The sequence below is a fragment of the Escherichia sp. KTE159 genome, from assembly GCF_000408805.1.
Lineage (GTDB): Bacteria > Pseudomonadota > Gammaproteobacteria > Enterobacterales > Enterobacteriaceae > Escherichia > Escherichia marmotae.
In genome coordinates, this window is record NZ_KE137292.1 from 695,265 (window position 1) to 715,521 (window position 20,257).

A 20,257-nucleotide genomic window follows, 5' to 3' on the forward strand; every position below is an offset into this window, starting at 1 on the left:
GCTGAAAGTAGGTTTAACCTGTTGCATTGATTGCTTAAAGCTATAACTGTTAAGCACAATGTGATGAAAGGTTTTAAACTGGCCGCTCACTTTGCAGAGGGAAGCCTATGCGCACGATCGGTAAATTGCCTGACAGTGTGTTGATACTGGAATTTCTCGGAATGATGTTACTGGCTGTGTCGCTGCTGTCGGTAAGTGACTACCTTTCGCTTCCGATGCCGTTTTCTACACCAGAAGCGCAAATTCTGATGATTTTTCTCGGTGTTTTGCTCATGCTTCCCGCTGCGGTGGTGGTTATTCTTCAGGTTGCAAAACGGCTTGCCCCGCAACTGATGAATCGTCCACCAGAATCTTCATGTTCAGAAAGAGAAAAAGATAATGACGCCAACCATTGAACTCATTTGTGGTCATCGCTCCATTCGCCATTTCACTGATGAACCTATCTCCGCTGAACAGCGCGAGGCGATTATCAACAGCGCCCGGGCGACTTCCAGTTCCAGTTTTTTGCAGTGCAGCAGCATTATTCGCATTACTGATAAAGCTCTGCGTAATGAACTGGTAACGCTGACCGGTGGGCAAAAACACGTTGCGCAAGCGGCGGAGTTCTGGGTGTTCTGTGCCGACTTTAACCGCCATTTACAGATTTGCCCGGATGCTCAACTCGGCCTGGCGGAACAGTTGTTACTCGGTGTCGTTGATACGGCGATGATGGCGCAAAACGCCTTAACCGCAGCGGAATCGCTGGGATTGGGCGGTGTATATATCGGCGGCCTGCGCAATAACATTGAAGCAGTGACGGAACTGCTGAAATTGCCGAAGCATGTATTGCCGCTGTTTGGCTTGTGCCTGGGCTGGCCTGCGGATAACCCGGATCTCAAGCCGCGTTTACCGTCCTCTATTTTGGTGCATGAAAACAGCTACCAACCGCTGGATAAAGACATTCTGGTGCAGTATGACGAGCAACTGGCGGAATATTATCTCACCCGTGGTAGCAATAATCGCCGTGATACCTGGAGCGATCATATTCGCCGGACGATTATCAAAGAAAGTCGTCCTTTTATTCTCGATTATTTACATAAACAAGGTTGGGCGACGCGCTAAAACCGTAACGCCGATGTATTATACGCGGGCTTTTGACCAGGTCTGACAGAGAGGTGCAGGGTGAAAATTGCCATATTGTCCCGGGATGGAACGCTCTATTCGTGTAAGCGACTGCGTGAAGCGGCGTTGCAGCGCGGTCACCTGGTTGAAATTCTCGATCCGCTTTCTTGTTACATGAACATTAATCCTGCGGCGTCGTCCATTCATTATAAAGGTCGCAAGCTTCCCCATTTTGATGCGGTGATCCCGCGCATTGGCACCGCCATTACCTTTTATGGAACGGCGGCGCTGCGCCAGTTTGAAATGCTGGGCAGTTATCCGCTAAATGAATCGGTTGCTATTGCCCGTGCGCGTGACAAATTGCGTTCAATGCAATTGCTGGCACGTCAGGGTATTGACCTGCCTGTCACGGGGATAGCGCATTCGCCGGACGATACCAGCGACTTAATCGAGATGGTCGGTGGTGCGCCGCTGGTGGTCAAGCTGGTTGAAGGTACGCAGGGAATTGGTGTGGTGCTGGCGGAGACGCGTCAGGCGGCAGAAAGCGTGATTGATGCATTTCGCGGCCTGAATGCCCATATTCTGGTGCAGGAATATATCAAAGAGGCGCAAGGGCGCGATATTCGCTGTCTGGTCGTCGGTGATGAAGTGGTTGCGGCGATTGAACGGCGGGCGAAAGAAGGCGATTTTCGTTCCAATTTGCATCGTGGTGGCGCGGCAAGCGTCGCAAGTATCACGCCGCAGGAGCGCGAAATCGCCATTAAAGCCGCGCGAACGATGGCGCTGGATGTTGCCGGTGTGGATATTCTGCGTGCAAATCGCGGACCGTTGGTGATGGAGGTAAATGCATCGCCAGGTCTGGAAGGGATAGAAAAAACCACCGGTATCGACATCGCGGGTAAAATGATCCGCTGGATTGAACGCCATGCTACGGCGGAATATTGCTTAAAAACCGGTGGTTAGTCGCAATAACGTGACTGATCATGGTTTTGCCTGCGCTTTTTGCGTAAGCTGTGCCGGTCTTTTTATCGGAAGAGGTTGTACAAAATTATGACATCGCTGGTCGTTCCTGGTCTGGATACGTTGCGTCAATGGCTCGATGACCTGGGGATGAGTTTTTTTGAATGTGATAACTGTCAGGCTCTGCATCTGCCACATATGCAGAATTTCGACGGTGTCTTTGATGCCAAAATCGATCTGATAGATAACACAATCCTGTTTTCTGCTATGGCGGAAGTCAGACCTTCAGCCGTGTTACCGCTGGCGGCGGATTTATCAGCCATCAATGCCAGTTCGCTGACCGTGAAAGCATTTCTTGATATGCAGGATGATAATCTGCCAAAGCTGGTGGTTTGCCAGTCTTTATCCGTTATGCAGGGCGTAACCTATGAACAGTTTGCATGGTTTGTACGTCAGAGCGAAGAGCAGATTTCGATGGTTATCCTTGAAGCCAATGCCCATCAACTGCTGTTACCGACTGATGATGAAGGGCAAAACAACGTTAGCGAAAACTATTTCCTTCACTGATAATTCCTTTTGAGCACGCAGTCGCTGCCGCAGTGGCTGCGCGTTGTAATATTTTCTGCTGATTTTAACCTTTCATTAAAGATTATTTCACTTCTGTTGTGCCGGATTTGCTTTATCACATAGAGCAAATACGCATAAAAATTTGTTAAATGCCGTTTTTTTATTACAGCTATAGTTTCAAACCCTGGCTAAAGTTATTCTTGCAATGCTTTTATATAGCGAGCAATGCTGGCCGGGAGAGAGTCCTCTTTTCTTACACCGCGCCGATAAAAAATATGCACATTTGTTGCATATCTTTCAGTGTGACAACTTTTGTTCGTTTGTTAACGAACTTTCAGAAGGAAAGAGATATGACCGGCTTAAATAAAAAATGGCTATCGGGTCTGGTTGCGGGTGCTCTGATGGCTGTCTCTGTCGGCACGCTCGCGGCTGAACAAAAAACACTCCACATTTATAACTGGTCTGATTATATCGCCCCGGATACGGTGGCAAATTTTGAAAAAGAGACCGGTATCAAAGTCGTCTACGATGTTTTTGATTCCAACGAAGTGCTGGAAGGCAAATTAATGGCGGGGAGCACCGGCTTTGATCTTGTCGTTCCATCAGCCAGCTTTCTTGAACGCCAGTTGACTGCCGGTGTGTTCCAGCCGCTGGATAAAAGCAAATTACCAGAATGGAAGAATCTCGATCCAGAATTGTTGAAACTGGTGGCAAAACACGATCCCGGCAATAAATTTGCCATGCCATATATGTGGGCGACGACTGGCATTGGCTATAACGTTGATAAAGTTAAAGCGGTACTGGGTGAAAATGCGCCTGTCGATAGCTGGGACTTGATCCTCAAACCTGAAAATCTGGAAAAACTGAAAAGCTGCGGCGTCTCTTTCCTCGATGCGCCGGAAGAAGTTTTTGCTACCGTGCTGAATTATCTCGGCAAAGATCCGAACAGTACCAAAGCAGATGATTACACCGGACCGGCTACCGACTTACTGTTGAAACTGCGCCCGAATATTCGCTATTTCCACTCCTCTCAGTACATAAACGATCTGGCAAACGGTGATATCTGCGTCGCTATCGGCTGGGCGGGTGATGTCTGGCAGGCGTCAAACCGTGCGAAGGAAGCGAAGAATGGCGTAAATGTCTCTTTCTCGATTCCGAAAGAAGGGGCGATGGCATTCTTTGATGTGTTCGCCATGCCTGCCGACGCCAAAAATAAAGACGAAGCGTATCAGTTCCTGAATTACCTGCTACGCCCGGATGTAGTAGCGCATATCTCCGACCATGTGTTCTATGCCAACGCCAACAAAGAAGCGACGCCGCTGGTAAGCGCGGAAGTGCGTGATAACCCGGGGATTTATCCTCCGGCAGACGTTCGCGGCAAAATGTTCACACTGCAAGTGCAGGACCCGAAAATTGACCGAGTGCGCACCCGCGCCTGGACTAAAGTGAAGAGCGGAAAATAATCCGCAGCCGTAGATGCCGGACGGGCGCGCCAGTCCCTCCGGCAATTTGCACCATCATGGTGCGCTTGCACACCTTAAATGCCGGAGAGCAGCCGTGAATGACGCTATCCCTCGCCCACAGGCGAAAAGTCGGAAGTCGCTGACACCACTATTAGAAATCCGCAATTTGACCAAATCTTACGATGGTCAACATGCGGTCGATGATGTCAGTCTGACCATTTATAAAGGCGAAATCTTTGCACTGCTGGGCGCATCTGGCTGTGGCAAGTCCACACTGCTGCGTATGCTGGCAGGTTTCGAACAGCCTTCTGCCGGGCAGATTATGCTTGATGGCGTTGATTTGTCACAGGTGCCGCCTTATCTGCGCCCCATCAATATGATGTTCCAGTCCTATGCGCTGTTTCCGCATATGTCCGTGGAACAGAACATCGCCTTTGGCCTGAAACAGGACAAGTTACCAAAAGCGGAAATTGCCAGCCGGGTCAACGAGATGCTCGGGTTGGTGCATATGCAGGAGTTCGCCAAACGCAAACCGCATCAACTTTCCGGCGGTCAACGCCAGCGTGTGGCGCTGGCCCGAAGCCTTGCCAAGCGCCCAAAACTTCTGCTGCTTGATGAACCGATGGGCGCGCTGGATAAAAAACTACGTGACCGGATGCAGCTTGAAGTGGTGGATATTCTCGAGCGTGTCGGCGTGACCTGTGTGATGGTCACCCACGATCAGGAAGAGGCGATGACCATGGCGGGGCGTATTGCCATTATGAATCGCGGTAAATTTGTCCAGATTGGCGAGCCGGAAGAAATTTATGAGCACCCGACCACCCGCTACAGCGCCGAGTTTATTGGTTCAGTTAACGTCTTTGAAGGGCTGCTAAAAGAGCGCCAGGAAGACGGACTATTGCTCTATTCGCCGGGGCTGGTGCATCCGTTGAAAGTCGATCCGCAGGCGTCAGTGGTCGATAACGTGCCGGTGCATGTGGCGCTGCGTCCGGAAAAAATCATGCTCTGTGACGAACCGCCTACTGATGGCTGCAATTTTGCGGTGGGAGAGGTGACACATATTGCCTATCTCGGTGATTTGTCTGTTTATCATGTTCGCCTGAAAAGTGGGCAGATGATCAGCGCTCAGTTACAAAACGCCCATCGTCATCGTAAAGGGCTGCCGACCTGGGGCGATGAAGTCCGTTTATGTTGGGAAGTGGACAGTTGTGTGGTGCTGACGGTTTAAGGAGCAAAGATGAGTACACTTGAACCTCCTGTCCAGCCGGGCGGGTTGAAACTGTGGCTTACGCAGTGGCAGATGAAGCACGGGCGTAAACTGGTGATTGCGCTGCCGTATATCTGGTTGATTTTGCTGTTTCTGCTGCCATTTCTTATCGTCTTTAAAATAAGTCTGGCAGAGATGGCGCGCGCCATTCCCCCTTACACCGAACTGATGGAATGGGCGGATGGGCAACTGTCGATCACCCTCAACCTTGGTAATTTCCTGCAGCTAACCGACGATCCGCTCTATTTCGATGCTTATCTCCAGTCGTTACAGGTAGCGGCGATTTCGACCGTTTGTTGCTTATTGCTCGGCTACCCGCTGGCGTGGGCGGTGGCGCACAGTAAGCCTTCAACCCGTAATATCTTATTGCTGCTGGTGATCCTGCCGTCGTGGACTTCGTTTTTGATCCGCGTTTACGCCTGGATGGGGATCCTGAAAAACAACGGTGTATTGAATAATTTCCTGCTGTGGCTGGGCGTTATCGATCAACCGCTGACCATTCTGCATACCAATCTGGCAGTTTATATCGGCATTGTTTACGCCTATGTGCCGTTTATGGTGTTGCCGATCTACACCGCGTTAACCCGCATCGATTATTCGCTGGTAGAGGCGGCACTGGATCTCGGCGCGCGACCGCTGAAAACGTTCTTCACCGTCATTGTGCCACTGACCAAAGGCGGGATTATCGCCGGATCGATGTTGGTTTTCATTCCGGCGGTTGGTGAGTTTGTGATCCCGGAACTGCTCGGCGGCCCGGACAGTATTATGATCGGACGCGTCCTGTGGCAGGAGTTCTTCAATAACCGCGACTGGCCGGTGGCCTCAGCGGTGGCGATCATCATGTTATTGCTGCTGATTGTGCCAATTATGTGGTTCCACAAATATCAGCAAAAAAGCGTGGGGGAGCACGGATGAATAATTTACCGGTCGTTCGTTCTCCCTGGCGGATTGTGATTTTGCTGCTGGGTTTCACCTTTCTCTATGCGCCGATGCTGATGCTGGTTATCTATTCGTTTAACAGTTCGAAACTGGTGACGGTGTGGGCCGGTTGGTCAACGCGCTGGTACGGCGAATTATTGCGTGACGATGCGATGATGAGTGCGGTCGGGTTAAGTCTGACTATTGCCGCCTGTGCGGCGACCGCGGCGGCGATCCTCGGGACTATTGCGGCGGTCGTGCTGGTACGGTTTGGACGGTTTCGTGGCTCAAATGGCTTTGCCTTTATGATCACCGCGCCGCTTGTCATGCCGGATGTGATAACTGGTCTGTCGTTGTTGTTATTGTTCGTTGCCCTTGCTCATGCTATTGGCTGGCCAGCCGATCGCGGCATGTTGACTATCTGGCTGGCGCACGTAACTTTCTGTACGGCGTATGTGGCGGTCGTTATTTCTTCACGTTTGCGGGAACTGGATCGCTCGATAGAAGAAGCGGCGATGGATCTCGGTGCGATGCCGCTGAAAGTATTTTTCGTGATTACGCTGCCGATGATCATGCCGGCAATCATTTCTGGTTGGTTGCTTGCTTTTACTCTGTCGCTCGATGACCTGGTGATTGCCAGTTTTGTTTCCGGACCCGGTGCCACCACATTGCCGATGTTGGTTTTTTCCAGCGTGCGGATGGGGGTGAATCCGGAGATTAACGCCCTGGCGACGTTGATCCTTGGGGCGGTAGGAATTATCGGATTTATCGCTTGGTATTTAATGGCGCGTGCAGAAAAGCAGCGGATACGCGATATCCAGCGTGCAAGACGTGGCTGAAGACACTAAAATTTGCCAACCTGGCTACATAATGCCGCGCATGTCGCGGCATTGTTTTCATGGAAGACGAAACGTTGGGATTTTTTAAGAAAACATCTTCATCACATGCTCGCCTGAATGTGCCTGCGCTGGTGCAGGTGGCGGCGCTCGCCATTATTATGATCCGTGGTCTCGACGTGCTGATGATTTTCAATACGCTGGGCGTTCACGGTATTGGCGAATTCATTCATCGTAGCGTACAAACCTGGAGTTTAACGCTGGTCTTTTTAAGCAGCCTGGCGCTGGTTTTTATTGAAATCTGGTGTGCGTTTTCGCTGGTGAAAGGCTGTAGCTGGGCGCGCTGGCTGTATCTGCTGACACAAATTACGGCTGCCAGTTATCTGTGGGCGGCTTCACTCGGTTATGGTTATCCTGAGCTGTTCAGCATTCCCGGTGAATCAAAACGCGAAATCCTCCATAGCCTGATGCTGCAGAAGCTGCCGGATATGCTCATCCTGTTGTTGCTATTCGTTCCCGCTACCAGTCGGCGGTTCTTCCAGTTGCAATAATGTGTATAATCGTCGCCCCTGATGATGTGAAGGTCAATGTATGCAGTGCGCACTTTACGACGCGGGTCGCTGTCGTTCCTGTCAGTGGATAACGCAGCCGATTCCAGAGCAACTCTCCGCTAAAACCGCCGATCTTAAAAATCTGCTGACCGATTTTCCGGTTGCGGAGTGGTGCGCGCCGGTGTCTGGCCCCGAACAAGGGTTTCGTAATAAAGCCAAAATGGTGGTGAGTGGCAGCGTTGAAAAGCCACTGCTCGGAATGCTACACCGCGACGGCACGCCGGAAGATCTTTGCGACTGTCCGCTTTATCCTGCCTCATTTGCGCCCGTTTTTGCGGCGCTAAAACCGTTTATTGCCCGCGCCGGGCTGACGCCGTACAACGTGGCACGTAAGCGTGGCGAACTGAAATACATTCTGCTGACTGAAAGCCAGACTGATGGCGGCATGATGCTGCGTTTTGTGCTGCGCTCGGAAACCAAGCTGGCGCAACTGCGTAAGGCGCTACCGTGGCTACAGGCACAACTGCCGCAGCTCAACGTCATTACCGTCAATATTCAGCCAGTACATATGGCGATTATGGAAGGGGAGACGGAGATCTACCTGACCGAACAACAGGCGCTGGCAGAGCGTTTTAATAACGTACCGTTGTGGATCCGTCCGCAAAGTTTCTTCCAGACCAATCCGGCAGTTGCCAGCCAGCTTTATGCCACCGCGCGCGATTGGGTGCAGCAACTACCGGTAAACCATATGTGGGATCTGTTTTGCGGTGTTGGCGGTTTTGGTTTGCATTGTGCGACGCCAGAAATGCAGTTAACGGGGATTGAAATTGCACCAGAAGCGATTGCTTGTGCGAAACAGTCTGCTGCTGAGCTGGGCTTAACGCGTTTGCAATTTCAGGCGCTGGACTCCACTCAGTTTGCCACCGCGCAAGGCGAAGTGCCGGAACTGGTGCTGGTTAATCCACCGCGTCGCGGCATTGGAAAGCCACTGTGTGACTATCTCTCAACGATGGCACCGCGTTTTATTATTTACTCCAGTTGTAACGCTCAAACGATGGCGAAAGATATTCGCGAACTGCCTGGTTATCGCATTGAGCGGGTACAGCTTTTCGATATGTTCCCGCACACCGCGCATTATGAAGTGCTGACGCTGTTGGTGAAGCAATAAAAAAGCCGCGGCTGCGGCTTCAGATTGTTGACCAGATGCGCTTTGTTCATGCCGGATGCGGGGTGAACACCTTATGCAACCTACAAAATCTTGCGAAATCAATATATTGTAGAGTCAATGTAGGCCAGATAAACGTAGCGCATCAGGCCATCTTACTTTTGTCATCAGTCTCAATTACTGCGGGAACCATTGATCACTGATTTTCTGATACGTACCGTCGGCTTTAACGGCTGCCAGTGCGTTATTCAGTTTCTCCAGCAGAGCTTTGTTATCCGGACGAACAGCGATGCCCAGGCCGGTGCCGAAGTACTGCGGATCGGTCACTTTCTCAGTCGCAACGCCCAGTTGTGGATTGGTTTTCAGCCATTCATTAACTACCGCTGTGTCACCAAATACACCATCGATACGGCCATTTTTCAGGTCGATAAATGCATTCTGATAGCTGTCATAAGAGACGGTTTTCACTTCCGGATGCTGATCCTGAATATATTTCTGGTGGGTGGTGCCGTTTTCCATACCAATACGTTTACCTTTCAAATCGGCAAAAGTCTTATAGGTATCTTTTTTGGCAATCACGACGGCAGAGTTTTCGTAGTATGGCGTGGTAAAGGCCACCTGTTTGCTGCGCTCTGGTGTGATGTCCATCCCGGAAATCACGGCGTCATATTTCCTGAATTTTAGTGACGGGATCAGGCTGTCGAAAGCGTGATTAGTAAAAGTACATTCTGCCTGCATTTGTTTGCATAACGCTTTTGCCAGATCGATATCAAAGCCGACGATCTCATTATTAGCACCTATAGATTCAAAGGGGGGATAGGTAGCTGATACGCCAAAATTGATTTTCTCTGCGGCAGAAGCGCCGAAAGTAAAGGAAGCAAGTAATGCGGCAAGAACTAACTTTTTCATGATGGAACTCCCGTCTGTCAATCTTATGTTTATTGGCCGTGTCTGCGGCATGGGTTAACAATGCCATTAAGTGAATTTATATGCAATAAATATGATTAAATAATTCAAAATAGATAAAAAAAGACGGACAACTTAGTAGGTTGCCCGTCTTCATTATAAGGGTTTATGCAATATGCGGGTTCTGTGCTGGTGTCTGATGCGATGCTTGCGGGTCTTATCAGACCTACAAATTATCCTGCGAATGTAGGCCGGATAAGGCGTTCACGCCGCATCCGGCATTAGCACGTTATCAATGCAGCCACATTAATTCCGGCGCTCGAACGCCAGCGCTTTACGCTCGATCAGGCGCATCATCAACGTCAGCAGGCCGTTAACGATCAGGTAAATAATCCCCGCCGCGCCAAACACCATCACATCGTAGGTGCGTCCGTACAGCAACTGGCTGTATCCCATCACTTCCATCAGCGTAATGGTGTAAGCCAGCGAGGTACTTTTAAACACCAGCACCACTTCGTTGGAATAAGAAGAGAGCGAGCGTTTAAATGCATACGGCAGCAGGATCGCCAGCGTATCTTTTTTACTCATCCCCAGGGCGCTACAGGATTGCCACTGACCTTCCGGGATCGCACGAATTGCTCCGTAAAACAGTTGCGTGGTATACGCGGCACTATTCAGCGATAACGCAATCAGTGCACACAACCACGGTTCCGACAGCAAATGCCACAGCGCCGGATACTCCTGCAACGTCGGGAACTGGCCCGGTCCGTAGTAAATCAGGAAGATCTGCACCAGCAGCGGCGTACCGGTAAACAGCGTGATGTAACCCCGCACCAGCCACACCAGCACCGGTGTTTTCAGCGTCAGGACGATGGTAAAAATTAACGCCAGAATCAGCGCCACAATCAGCGAGGCGACCGTCAGCGTCAGGCTGGTATGCAGCCCTTTCATCAGTTCAGGTAAATACTCAAGCATCAGCCAGGTCTCCGCTCAAAACGTGTCGCGCGCAGATCAATGCGTTTGAGAATGTACTGGCTCAACAGGGTAATCACCAGGTAAATCGCCGCCGCCACAATGTACCAGGTAAATGGTTCCTGGGTACGGGTGGCGATGCTTTTGGTTTGCAGCATTAAATCATTCACACTAATCAAACTGACCAGCGCGGTATCTTTCAGCAGTACCAACCACTGGTTGCCGAGACCAGGCAGCGCATGACGCCACATCTGCGGCATCACCAGACGGAAAAATATAGCCGATTTCGACAGCCCCAGCGCCTGACCAGACTCCCACTGACCCACCGGCACCGCTTTCAGTGCACCGCGCAGGGTTTGCGAGGCATAGGCAGCATACAGCAGGGACAGGGCGATCACCCCGCAGAGGAACGGGCTAACGTCGAAGTTCTCTATGTCCATCTGCACCGGGATCTGTACGAACCCAAGGTTGATGGTGAAGCCATCCGAAAGTGTCAGTAGTAGCTGCGAAGAACCAAAATAGATAAACAGCACTACCAGAATTTCTGGCAGGCCGCGCAGAATCGTTACCAGCGCCGAACCTGCCCACGCGACAGGACGCCATTTTGCTGACTCCCACACCGCGAAGAACATCGCCAGCGCCAGACCGACAATCAATGCACAAACGGCAAGGCCGACGGTCATCCCGGCGGCGCTTGCTAAAGGAAAAAATTCATTCATCAGGAATTACTTCTGGAACCATTTGTTGTAGATGGTTTCGTAAGTGCCATCTTTCTTCACTTTTTCCAGCGCAGCGTTGAATTTCTGCTGCAGTTCAGTGTTGCCCTGACGTACCGCAATACCGAGGCCAGTACCGAAGTAATCTTTATCGGTCACTTTGTCGCCAACTGGTGCCAGTTTGGGATTATTGTTCAGCCATTCGGTTACCACTGCGGTGTCACCGAATACGCCGTCAATACGGCCATTTTGTAGATCCAGTTTCGCGTTCTGGTAGCTGTCATATGGAACAGTGGTGATTTCCGGATGTTTATCCATAATGAATTTCTGGTGCGTCGTCCCGTTCTGCACGCCGACTTTTTTGCCTTTCAGTTGATCAACGCTGGTGTATTTGCCTTGCTGACCAACAAACAGTGCAGAGTTGTCATAGTACGGGGTGGTGAACAGTACCTGTTTTTCACGCTCAGGAGTGATATCCATACCCGCCATAACGGCGTCCACACGACGGAATTTCAGACTCGGGATCAGGCTGTCAAACGCCTGGTTAGAGAAAGTACAGGTCGCATCGATCTCTTTACACAACGCCTGCGCCAGGTCAACGTCAAACCCGACGATCTGGTTATTCGCATCCATCGATTCAAACGGAGGATAGGATGCTTCGGTAGCAAAACGAATGGTTTCAGCGGCTGTGGCGGAAAGACTAAAACCTGCAATTAACGCGGCAATCAGAACTTTTTTCATTGTCGTTATCCCGAATCTTAGTGAGAGAGATAGTTTTTAAATGCTTCGGTTTGCGGCTCGGTAAAACAGCTCGCGTCGCCTTGCTCTACGATGTGACCGTTTTCCATATACACCACACGGCTGGCGGTTTTACGCGCGACTTCAACTTCGTGGGTGACGATCACTTGGGTAATGTTGGTTTCCGCCAGTTCACGAATGATACTGACGATTTGCGCTGTAATTTCCGGGTCCAGTGCGGCGGTCGGCTCATCAAACAGCAACACCTGCGGTTCCATCATCAGCGCTCGGGCGATAGCAACACGTTGTTGCTGGCCACCAGAAAGGTGCAGTGGATAACGATCGCTATAAGGTTTGAGACGCAGACGTTCCAGCAGTTTTTCTGCACGAGCCAGCGCCTGATCTTTACTCAAGCCGAGTACGCGGCAGGGTGCTTCGATCAAGTTTTGCTGCACGGTGAGATGCGGCCACAGATTGTATTGCTGAAACACCATGCCAACGTTACGACGCAGGTCGCGAATCGCTTTGTCAGACGGTGTTTTGGTGAAATCGAAATGATTGCCTGCAATGTTGAGCGTACCGGAGCGCGGCATCTCAAGCAGATTGAGTACACGCAGCAGCGAGCTTTTCCCCGCGCCGCTGGGGCCAAGTAACACCAGCGTTTCGCCCTGCGGGCAATCCAGCGTGATATCGAACAGCGCCTGATGTGCGCCGTAGAAGCAATTAATGCCGTTTAATTGAATACTCATTGACTCTCGTATACTGGCAGTCTGATAGCTATTGAGGTCGAAGATAGTACCTTTGACAGAATAATTATGCAATATTTCTGCTTTAAAAGTTAAAAGCAAAGCACATTATTCACTAAACATAGCACAAAATAACGAGGGTGATGGGCGGCGAGCATAAATGTCGGCATTCCTCGCAGAATGCCGGACAATTTATGGGGGTTATAATCTGATCAAGGGATTAACGGTTCTCAACGGACTGACGTAATGTTCCCGCTTTGGCGTGAACGCTGCCACCTAAATAGCGCACATCATCGATAACCCAACATTGCCCCTCCTGAATCATCAATACTTCATCCTGCCAGCTCTGATCGCCTTGTTTCAGATCTACGCGCAGCGGAATATTGCGCGCATCGCGATTCGGGATGGTCGATGCGCTGGCGACTCGGGCGCTATCAGGCAAGGTAGTACGGCTGGAGAACGGATCGCTGCTTAACAATTCGCGATGGTTGTTATCGCGGTTGGCATCGCTGAGCAGTGCCGCCAGTTTATCGCTCAAATACGGGCGCAGAGCGGTAATGTCGTTACTGCGATGCTGAATACGGTAGTCATAGAATTGCTGAGCCACGCTGTCAGGGCCGCCCTGGACGCAAGAACCTGTGCGAGTGCCATTGTCTTTATAGGCTGGCGTAACGGTGGTACAAGCACTGAGTAACAGTGCGCAAGGGATAAGCATGGTCAATTTGCTGTAGCGCATAATGATTTCCTTATAAGCGAACACCTTGAAAGCGTTCTACGATAATAATGATATCCTTTCAATAATAGCGTATCAGTCCGATAATGCTTTTGAGATCGAAGGCTTAGCAAACAAGGAGATCGGTCATGCAATTTTCCACAACCCCAACACTTGAAGGTCAGACCATCGTTGAATATTGCGGTGTGGTGACGGGCGAAGCGATTTTAGGTGCCAATATTTTTCGCGATTTCTTTGCGGGCATCCGCGATATCGTCGGCGGACGCTCCGGGGCTTACGAAAAAGAACTGCGTAAAGCACGGGAGATTGCGTTTGAAGAGTTAGGCGATCAGGCACGGGCGCTGGGTGCTGACGCAGTGGTCGGCATTGATATCGACTATGAAACGGTCGGGCAAAACGGCAGTATGCTGATGGTCAGCGTCAGCGGAACAGCGGTGAAAACGCGTCGATGAGAAGAATCTTCTGGCTGGTTGCTGCGGTTTTGTTACTGGCAGGGTGCGCAGGAGAAAAAGGAATTGTTGAGAAGGAGGGATACCAGCTCGATACCCGACGTCAGGCACAGGCAGCGTATCCTCGTATCAAAGTGTTGGTGATCCATTACACTGCAGATGACTTCGATTCTTCGCTGGCGACACTGACCGATAAGCAGGTCAGCTCGCATTATCTGGTGCCTGCCGTGCCGCCGCGTTACAACGGCAAACCACGTATCTGGCAACTGGTGCCGGAACAGGAACTGGCCTGGCATGCGGGGATCAGCGCCTGGCGCGGAGCAACACGAATTAACGACACCTCTATTGGTATTGAGTTGGAAAATCGTGGCTGGCAAAAATCGGCGGGGGTGAAATATTTTGCGCCGTTTGAACCGGCGCAGATTCAGGCGCTCATTCCACTGGCGAAAGAGATTATCGCCCGCTATCACATCAAACCAGAGAATGTGGTGGCACATGCGGATATAGCCCCACAGCGCAAGGACGATCCTGGCCCGTTATTTCCGTGGCAGCAACTGGCGCAGCAGGGGATTGGTGCCTGGCCGGATGCATCGCGCGTTAGCTTTTATCTGGCCGGACGCGCACCACACACGCCGGTAGAAACAGCATCGTTACTGGAGCTTTTGGCGCGCTACGGCTATGACGTAAAACCTGAAATGACGCCGCGCGAGCAGCAGCGAGTCATTATGGCGTTTCAGATGCACTTCCGCCCGACGTTATATAACGGCGAAGCGGATGCAGAAACTCAGGCGATTGCCGAAGCCCTACTGGAGAAATACGGCCAGGACTAGCGCGGCAGTTTTCCGTGGTCGCGCAGCCAGGCAGCAGTTTGCTCGATACCTTCATCCAGCGAGATGACCGGCTGATACCCCAGCTCCTCCTGTGCTCGCGTAATATCCAGCGTAAAGTCAAAATTCAACTTGGAGACGCCGTAATGGGTTAGCGGCGGCTCTTTTGCTGACTTGCGTCCTAAACGCTCCATACTGCGGGCAATCATATCCAGCATCGGGTAAGGCACCGAACGGATACGGCAATCAATATTCAGTTCGTCGATCAATTTCTGCACGATACTGCGCAGAGTGCGATGTTCGCCGTTGGTAATGTTATACGCACGACCAGAAGGCAGTTTATCGCACGCTTCCTGGCTCGCCAGCCACATAGCGTGCACCGCATTTTCATAGTAAGTCATATCGACCAGTGCGCTGCCGCCGTGGGGTAACAGGATGCTGCCGTAGTGGTGCATCATATGCGCCAGACGGGGAATAAAGACTTTATCGTGCGGCCCAAACAGGCTTTGTGGGCGCAGAATGGTAAAGCGCGTTTGTGGATTTGTCTGCGAAAGCATATTGATGACCTCTTCACTGGCGGCTTTGCTGCGGGCAAATTCGTTGGCGAAGCGGTGCGGACGAAAATCTTCTTTGATGTCGCGGTGGTGGTGGTAATCGAAGTACAGTGACGGTGAAGAGATATGAATAAAATTACGTACGCCCCAGGCGACAGCCCATTCACCCAGGCGGCGAGTGGCGCGAACGTTTGCCAGATCGAAAGCCTGCTGCGTTCCCCACGGCGAGGTAAAGCTGGAACAGTGCCACAGCGTATCAATGCCTGCGAGCATTACTTTTGCCTGCGATGAGACCAGTTCAGTCAGATCCGCCTGGACAAACTCTGCGCCTATTTTCTCCAGCAATTTACCCATCGCTTCATTGCGACCGGTCGCTCTTACGCTGATGCCTTTTCGGCATAAAAATTCAACCGCGTTTCGACCTAAGCCGCTGGTGGCGCCGGTAACCAGTACCTTCATATCATTCCACTGTTGTTGATAAAAACGACGTGCGCATTCTTCCGTGATTTCATCCTTGATGCAATGGGAAACATGAAAGAATAACGCAGGTTTTTTTCGATTAATCTGTGCTTTGTTCTGCCAGTCTGGCGATTCGTTTTGCCATCCCGCGAAAAATAAACAGATGTGCGGGGATCATGAACAGCCAGTAAAACAGCCCTGGCATCCCGTGCGGGTGCCAGAAAGCGCGGACATCAATAGTGCGATAGTCGCCTTTATCTTCGAGAGTAAAACAAAGTCGCCCAAGTCCTGGCGCTTTCATACCAAACAATAAGGTAAGCTGTTTTTCAGGCTCGACGACAATCACTTTCCAGCTATCCACCGCATCGCCGGTTTGCAAATATTCTCGCTCGGGGCGACCTTTCGCCAGTTTGTGACCTATTGCGCGGTCCATCAACGCCCGGGTCTGCCACAAAATATTGCCAAAGAAGTAACGTTCTTTACCGCCGATTTGATTCACTACCCGCCATAAAGCCTGAAGGCTGGCGGAGGTTTTAACGGTATAACCCGCCTGTTTGGCGAAATAACCGTATTCTGGTCGCCAGCGGGCAAAGGCCTGAGTGTCATATCCCCAGTCGCTGGAGTTGGCGAGCTTTTCTTCCTCTCTCAACGTGCGACGCACAGCGTCATCAAAAGCGATCAGCGGTTGTGGAATGAGCGCGCGTAAGGCGGTGTCATCCGCCAGCAGATCGTGTTTCAGTCCCTGAATCAACGCACTTGCGGTGGTGGACGGTACGGAGGTAATCACATTGAGAAACCACACCGAAATCCAGCGGGTGGGGAAAGGGATGGGGATTAACCCGCGGTGTTTGCCGCTCACGCTCATAAAATGTTCAAACTGCTGTTGATAGCTGAGCACCTGTGGTCCGGCGGCTTCGAATACCCGATGTTCGCAGGCCGGATGGTCTAACAGCGCCACCAGATAGTGCAGCAGGTTTTCCAGCGCGATGGGTGTGGTACGTGAACGAACCCAGCGCGGTGGTGTTAGCACTGGCAGGTTGTAAACCATATCGCGCATGACTTCGAACGCCGCTGACCCGGCTCCGACGATAATTCCGGCACGCAATTCAGTAACAGGCACATCGGCTTCACGCAAAATATCCGCCGTGGCCTGACGGGCGCGCAGATGATCCGATTGCTCATGGGGCGGAGCCTGCAATGAACTAAGAAAGATGACTTGCTTAACCGGCACTTCACGCAGCGCATCACGGACGTTGAGAGCAACCTGGCGTTCCTGAGCGATAAAATCACCGCCTTCGCCCATGCTGTGCACCAGAAAATAGACGGTATCAACATCTTTTAACAAGGCCGTAAGGTTGTCCGGCCAGCTAAGATCGACTTTATGGCAACTGACATTAGCCAGTTGTAGCTTTGTAAGCCTGTCGACATGACGTGCCGCCGCCAGGATCTGATGCCCTTGCTGGTTGAGTGTGCGCACCAGATGCTGACCAATGTAGCCACTGGCACCGAGAACTAAAATGCGTTGCGGCACGTCTCGCTCCTTAACGCGTCAGGAAAGCGCGCCAGTGGGCGGCGACTTCAGCCAGTTGTTCACGCGAGACGTCGAGATGTGTTACCAGGCGAACAATCGGTGAGGCGTTAATCAGCACGTTTCTCGCTTTCATGTATTCACCCAACGCAGCAGCATTTTCTTCCCCGACGCGAACAAACAGCATATTGGTGTCCTGGCGCATCACATCAGCGCCCGCTTCACGCAGTTGCTCTGCCATCCAGGCGGCATTGTCGTGGTCTTCCTGTAAACGCGCGACGTTATTTTTCAGCGCATACATCCCGGCGGCCGCCAGGATCCCGGACTGACGCATCCCGCCACCGGTCATTTTCCGCCAGCGGATGGCTCGTTTAATGTAATCACGATTGCCTACCAGTAGCGAACCTACCGGCGTACCAAGACCTTTCGACAGACATATGGTGAACGAATCACAATATTGCGTGATCGCTTTCAGTTCGCAGCCATAAGCCACCACGGCGTTAAAGATGCGAGCGCCGTCAACGTGCAGCGCCAGATTGCGCTCGCGGGTAAATTCCCATGCCTGTTTCAGGTATTCACGCGGTAGTACTTTGCCGTTGTGGGTGTTTTCCAGACTAAGCAACTTTGTGCGGGCGAAGTGGATATCGTCAGGTTTGATTTTCATCGCCACTTTATCCAATGGCAGCGTGCCGTCGGTAGCCGCATCGATGGGTTGCGGCTGAATGCTGCCCAGCACCGCAGCACCACCAGCTTCAAACAAATAGTTATGTGCTGCCTGACCGACAATATACTCTTCGCCGCGTTCGCAGTGACTGAGCAGAGCGACCAGGTTGGCCTGGGTGCCGGTAGGCAGAAAAATGGCGGCTTCTTTACCGGAAAGCTCTGCCGCGTAGTCCTGCAGAGCATTAACGGTAGGGTCGTCTCCATAAACGTCGTCCCCAACCGGGGCGGCCATCATCGCTTCTAGCATGGCGCGGCTCGGTCGGGTAACGGTATCACTGCGTAAATCAATCATGGCATGTCCTTATTATGACGGGAAATGCCACCCTTTTTACCTTAGCCAGTTTGTTTTCGCCAGTTCGATCACTTCATCACCGCGTCCGCTAATGATCGCCCGCAACATATACAGGCTAAAACCTTTGGCCTGTTCGAGTTTAATCTGCGGTGGGATAGCTAACTCTTCTTTCGCGACGACCACATCCACCAGTACAGGACCGTCGATGGAGAAGGCGCGTTGCAGGGCTTCGTCGATTTCAGCGGCTTTCTCTACGCGGATGCCCGTAATACCGCACGCTTCGGCAATGCGGGCAAAGTTGGTGTCGTGCAGTTCAGTGCCATCTGTCAGGTAACCACCAGCTTTCATCTCCATCGCCACAAAGCCCAGCACGCTGTTGTTAAAGACGATGATTTTCACCGGTAGTTTCATCTGTACCACCGAGAGGAAATCGCCCATTAACATACTAAAACCGCCATCACCGCACATGGCGACTACCTGACGTTCTGGCTCGGTTGCCTGCGCGCCCAGCGCCTGTGGCATGGCGTTAGCCATCGAACCGTGGTTAAACGAACCTAACAAGCGACGCTTACCGTTCATTTTCAGATAACGCGCAGCCCATACCGTTGGTGTGCCGACGTCACAGGTAAAGATGGCATCATCGGCAGCAAAATGGCTAATTTGCTGAGCCAGATATTGCGGGTGAATCGCTTTCTCGCTCGGTTTGGCTAAATCGTCCAGCCCTTTACGGGCATCGCGGTAATCTTCCAGCGCTTTATCCAGGAACTTGCGATCGGTTTTTTCTTCCAGCAATGGCAGAAGTGCTCGCAGGGTTGATTTGATATCGCCCACCAGCGCCATATCCACCTTGCTGTGTGCGCCAATGCTGGCAGGATTGACATCGATCTGAATAATTTTGGCATCGGTCGGGTAGAACGCGCGGTAGGGGAATTGGGTGCCGAGCAGCACTAAAGTGTCGGCATTCATCATGGTATGAAAACCCGATGAGAAACCGATTAAGCCGGTCATTCCGACATCATACGGATTATCGTATTCGACATGTTCTTTACCACGCAGAGCATGGATGATTGGCGCTTTAATTTTCCCGGCAAACTCTACTAACTCTTTATGCGCGCCCGCGCAGCCGCTGCCGCACATCAGTGCAATATTTCTGGAGTAACGCAGTAGTTGCGCCAGCTTGCGTAACTCTTCTTCTTCCGGCGTCACTATTGGCAGTGGCGCGTGATACCAGTGGGTGGTTGCCCCTTCTGGCGCAGGTTTTAACGCCACATCGCCCGGTAAAACGACCACCGAAACGCCACGGTTAAGCACCGCTTTGCGCATGGCGATCGCCAGTACTTGCGGGATCTGCTCCGGGCTGGAAACCAGCTCGCAATAGTGACTACATTCGCGGAATAACTCTTGCGGGTGGGTCTCCTGAAAATAACCGCTACCAATTTCGCTGGAAGGAATATGGGCGGCAATCGCCAGTACCGGAACGTGATTACGATGACAGTCGAACAGGCCGTTGATTAAGTGCAGGTTGCCTGGCCCACACGATCCGGCGCAGACCGCCAGTTCTCCTGAAAGCTGGGCTTCAGCGCCAGCGGCAAAGGCCGCGACTTCTTCATGGCGGGTGGACATCCACTCGATAGTGCCCATACGATTAAGGCTGTCGCTGAGGCCGTTAAGCGAGTCGCCCGTCACTCCCCAGATACGTTTCACCCCAGCCGATTCGAGCGTTTTAGCGATATAAGCTGCAACCGTTTGTTTCATGGTTTTCCGTCTCCTGAATGTGATAACGGTT

22 protein-coding genes are annotated in these 20,257 nt (G+C 51.7%); 12 read left to right on the top strand and 10 right to left on the bottom strand.

Annotation, left to right across the window (positions count from 1 at the left end; all coding sequences use genetic code 11):
* Positions 1 to 107 precede the first annotated feature (107 nt).
* The 10 genes from A31E_RS18115 to rlmC all read left to right on the top strand — a co-directional run bounded on the left by A31E_RS18115 (position 108) and on the right by rlmC (position 8,831).
* Entirely contained in the window at positions 108 to 395 is a 288-nt protein-coding gene (locus A31E_RS18115; RefSeq protein WP_001259126.1) for a YbjC family protein, read from the top strand.
* Complete coding sequence (gene nfsA / locus A31E_RS18110; protein WP_016248528.1) at positions 379 to 1,101, top strand: nitroreductase NfsA; 723 nt, start codon at positions 379 to 381, stop codon at positions 1,099 to 1,101. Before A31E_RS18115 ends, nfsA begins: the two co-directional genes overlap by 17 nt.
* Before the next feature lie 60 nt (positions 1,102 to 1,161).
* Positions 1,162 to 2,064 carry a 30S ribosomal protein S6--L-glutamate ligase gene (rimK, locus tag A31E_RS18105; protein ID WP_000684354.1) on the top strand — a complete coding sequence of 301 codons (903 nt, stop codon included), beginning with the start codon at positions 1,162 to 1,164 and terminating at the stop codon, positions 2,062 to 2,064.
* An 87-nt stretch (positions 2,065 to 2,151) separates the two neighbouring features.
* Positions 2,152 to 2,628 (top strand): type III secretion system chaperone family protein, encoded by a 477-nt coding sequence (locus tag A31E_RS18100; protein WP_001516074.1) that lies wholly within the window; start codon positions 2,152 to 2,154, stop codon positions 2,626 to 2,628.
* 350 nt (positions 2,629 to 2,978) lie between these two features.
* Positions 2,979 to 4,091, top strand: a complete 1,113-nt coding sequence (gene potF, locus A31E_RS18095; RefSeq protein WP_000147250.1) for a spermidine/putrescine ABC transporter substrate-binding protein PotF — start codon at positions 2,979 to 2,981, stop codon at positions 4,089 to 4,091.
* Positions 4,092 to 4,185: 94 nt separating this feature from the next.
* Positions 4,186 to 5,319, top strand: a complete 1,134-nt coding sequence (gene potG / locus A31E_RS18090) for a putrescine ABC transporter ATP-binding subunit PotG (RefSeq protein ID WP_000995979.1) — start codon at positions 4,186 to 4,188, stop codon at positions 5,317 to 5,319.
* A 9-nt stretch (positions 5,320 to 5,328) separates the two neighbouring features.
* A complete protein-coding gene (potH, locus tag A31E_RS18085) occupies positions 5,329 to 6,273 on the top strand; it encodes a putrescine ABC transporter permease PotH (RefSeq protein WP_001516075.1) in 945 nt (314 codons plus the stop codon).
* Positions 6,270 to 7,115, top strand: a complete 846-nt coding sequence (potI, locus tag A31E_RS18080; protein WP_001516076.1) for a putrescine ABC transporter permease PotI — start codon at positions 6,270 to 6,272, stop codon at positions 7,113 to 7,115. Before potH ends, potI begins: the two co-directional genes overlap by 4 nt.
* A gap of 59 nt (positions 7,116 to 7,174) precedes the next feature.
* Positions 7,175 to 7,663, top strand: a complete 489-nt coding sequence (locus A31E_RS18075) for a YbjO family protein (protein ID WP_000389253.1) — start codon at positions 7,175 to 7,177, stop codon at positions 7,661 to 7,663.
* 40 nt (positions 7,664 to 7,703) lie between these two features.
* Positions 7,704 to 8,831 (top strand): 23S rRNA (uracil(747)-C(5))-methyltransferase RlmC, encoded by a 1,128-nt coding sequence (rlmC, locus tag A31E_RS18070; protein WP_001149757.1) that lies wholly within the window; start codon positions 7,704 to 7,706, stop codon positions 8,829 to 8,831.
* A gap of 174 nt (positions 8,832 to 9,005) precedes the next feature.
* On the opposite strand, the gene artJ is transcribed toward rlmC, so the two are convergent.
* The 6 genes from artJ to A31E_RS18040 all read right to left on the bottom strand — a co-directional run bounded on the left by artJ (position 9,006) and on the right by A31E_RS18040 (position 13,642).
* Positions 9,006 to 9,737 (bottom strand): arginine ABC transporter substrate-binding protein ArtJ, encoded by a 732-nt coding sequence (artJ, locus tag A31E_RS18065; RefSeq protein ID WP_001516078.1) that lies wholly within the window; start codon positions 9,735 to 9,737, stop codon positions 9,006 to 9,008.
* A 303-nt stretch (positions 9,738 to 10,040) separates the two neighbouring features.
* Positions 10,041 to 10,709, bottom strand: a complete 669-nt coding sequence (gene artM / locus A31E_RS18060; RefSeq protein ID WP_000895404.1) for an arginine ABC transporter permease ArtM — start codon at positions 10,707 to 10,709, stop codon at positions 10,041 to 10,043.
* Entirely contained in the window at positions 10,709 to 11,425 is a 717-nt protein-coding gene (gene artQ / locus A31E_RS18055) for an arginine ABC transporter permease ArtQ (protein ID WP_001001690.1), read from the bottom strand. The genes artM and artQ overlap by 1 nt, the downstream gene beginning before the upstream one ends.
* Before the next feature lie 6 nt (positions 11,426 to 11,431).
* Positions 11,432 to 12,163, bottom strand: a complete 732-nt coding sequence (gene artI / locus A31E_RS18050) for an arginine ABC transporter substrate-binding protein ArtI (protein ID WP_000756581.1) — start codon at positions 12,161 to 12,163, stop codon at positions 11,432 to 11,434.
* A gap of 17 nt (positions 12,164 to 12,180) precedes the next feature.
* On the bottom strand, positions 12,181 to 12,909 hold the full coding sequence (gene artP, locus A31E_RS18045) for an arginine ABC transporter ATP-binding protein ArtP (protein WP_000027205.1): 729 nt from the start codon (positions 12,907 to 12,909) through the stop codon (positions 12,181 to 12,183).
* Between the two features lie 217 nt (positions 12,910 to 13,126).
* A complete protein-coding gene (locus A31E_RS18040; RefSeq protein WP_001516079.1) occupies positions 13,127 to 13,642 on the bottom strand; it encodes a lipoprotein in 516 nt (171 codons plus the stop codon).
* 125 nt (positions 13,643 to 13,767) lie between these two features.
* Here A31E_RS18040 and A31E_RS18035 point away from each other — a divergent pair, with 125 nt between their 5' ends.
* Positions 13,768 to 14,091, top strand: a complete 324-nt coding sequence (locus A31E_RS18035; protein ID WP_001160731.1) for a heavy metal-binding domain-containing protein — start codon at positions 13,768 to 13,770, stop codon at positions 14,089 to 14,091.
* Complete coding sequence (gene amiD, locus A31E_RS18030) at positions 14,088 to 14,918, top strand: N-acetylmuramoyl-L-alanine amidase AmiD (protein ID WP_001516080.1); 831 nt, start codon at positions 14,088 to 14,090, stop codon at positions 14,916 to 14,918. The genes A31E_RS18035 and amiD overlap by 4 nt, the downstream gene beginning before the upstream one ends.
* On the opposite strand, the gene A31E_RS18025 is transcribed toward amiD, so the two are convergent.
* The 4 genes from A31E_RS18025 to poxB all read right to left on the bottom strand — a co-directional run bounded on the left by A31E_RS18025 (position 14,915) and on the right by poxB (position 20,226).
* Positions 14,915 to 15,928 (bottom strand): NAD-dependent epimerase/dehydratase family protein, encoded by a 1,014-nt coding sequence (locus A31E_RS18025; protein WP_000866894.1) that lies wholly within the window; start codon positions 15,926 to 15,928, stop codon positions 14,915 to 14,917. The genes amiD and A31E_RS18025 overlap by 4 nt on opposite strands.
* Positions 15,929 to 16,028: 100 nt before the next feature.
* Positions 16,029 to 17,459: an SDR family oxidoreductase gene (locus A31E_RS18020; protein WP_001136516.1), complete on the bottom strand. Its 1,431-nt coding sequence runs from the start codon at positions 17,457 to 17,459 to the stop codon at positions 16,029 to 16,031.
* Between the two features lie 10 nt (positions 17,460 to 17,469).
* The gene (gene ltaE / locus A31E_RS18015) at positions 17,470 to 18,471 is read right to left on the bottom strand and encodes a low-specificity L-threonine aldolase (protein ID WP_000566404.1); all 1,002 of its coding nucleotides are present in this window, start codon (positions 18,469 to 18,471) and stop codon (positions 17,470 to 17,472) included.
* A 36-nt stretch (positions 18,472 to 18,507) separates the two neighbouring features.
* Positions 18,508 to 20,226, bottom strand: coding sequence for a ubiquinone-dependent pyruvate dehydrogenase (gene poxB / locus A31E_RS18010; protein WP_000815343.1), 1,719 nt, complete (start codon positions 20,224 to 20,226; stop codon positions 18,508 to 18,510).
* Positions 20,227 to 20,257 lie beyond the last annotated feature (31 nt).

Excerpts from the sequence above, each read along its gene's own strand:
- A31E_RS18115 (WP_001259126.1), top strand. The coding sequence starts at position 108 with ATGCGCACGATCGGTAAATTGCCTGACAGTGTGTTGATACTGGAATTT.
- nfsA (WP_016248528.1), top strand. The coding sequence starts at position 379 with ATGACGCCAACCATTGAACTCATTTGTGGTCATCGCTCCATTCGCCAT.
- A31E_RS18100 (WP_001516074.1), top strand. The coding sequence starts at position 2,152 with ATGACATCGCTGGTCGTTCCTGGTCTGGATACGTTGCGTCAATGGCTC.
- potF (WP_000147250.1), top strand. The coding sequence starts at position 2,979 with ATGACCGGCTTAAATAAAAAATGGCTATCGGGTCTGGTTGCGGGTGCT.
- potH (WP_001516075.1), top strand. The coding sequence starts at position 5,329 with ATGAGTACACTTGAACCTCCTGTCCAGCCGGGCGGGTTGAAACTGTGG.
- potI (WP_001516076.1), top strand. The coding sequence starts at position 6,270 with ATGAATAATTTACCGGTCGTTCGTTCTCCCTGGCGGATTGTGATTTTG.
- A31E_RS18075 (WP_000389253.1), top strand. The coding sequence starts at position 7,175 with ATGGAAGACGAAACGTTGGGATTTTTTAAGAAAACATCTTCATCACAT.
- rlmC (WP_001149757.1), top strand. The coding sequence starts at position 7,704 with ATGCAGTGCGCACTTTACGACGCGGGTCGCTGTCGTTCCTGTCAGTGG.
- artJ (WP_001516078.1), bottom strand. The coding sequence starts at position 9,737 with ATGAAAAAGTTAGTTCTTGCCGCATTACTTGCTTCCTTTACTTTCGGC.
- artM (WP_000895404.1), bottom strand. The coding sequence starts at position 10,709 with ATGCTTGAGTATTTACCTGAACTGATGAAAGGGCTGCATACCAGCCTG.
- artQ (WP_001001690.1), bottom strand. The coding sequence starts at position 11,425 with ATGAATGAATTTTTTCCTTTAGCAAGCGCCGCCGGGATGACCGTCGGC.
- artI (WP_000756581.1), bottom strand. The coding sequence starts at position 12,163 with ATGAAAAAAGTTCTGATTGCCGCGTTAATTGCAGGTTTTAGTCTTTCC.
- artP (WP_000027205.1), bottom strand. The coding sequence starts at position 12,909 with ATGAGTATTCAATTAAACGGCATTAATTGCTTCTACGGCGCACATCAG.
- A31E_RS18040 (WP_001516079.1), bottom strand. The coding sequence starts at position 13,642 with ATGCGCTACAGCAAATTGACCATGCTTATCCCTTGCGCACTGTTACTC.
- A31E_RS18035 (WP_001160731.1), top strand. The coding sequence starts at position 13,768 with ATGCAATTTTCCACAACCCCAACACTTGAAGGTCAGACCATCGTTGAA.
- amiD (WP_001516080.1), top strand. The coding sequence starts at position 14,088 with ATGAGAAGAATCTTCTGGCTGGTTGCTGCGGTTTTGTTACTGGCAGGG.
- A31E_RS18025 (WP_000866894.1), bottom strand. The coding sequence starts at position 15,928 with ATGAAGGTACTGGTTACCGGCGCCACCAGCGGCTTAGGTCGAAACGCG.
- ltaE (WP_000566404.1), bottom strand. The coding sequence starts at position 18,471 with ATGATTGATTTACGCAGTGATACCGTTACCCGACCGAGCCGCGCCATG.
- poxB (WP_000815343.1), bottom strand. The coding sequence starts at position 20,226 with ATGAAACAAACGGTTGCAGCTTATATCGCTAAAACGCTCGAATCGGCT.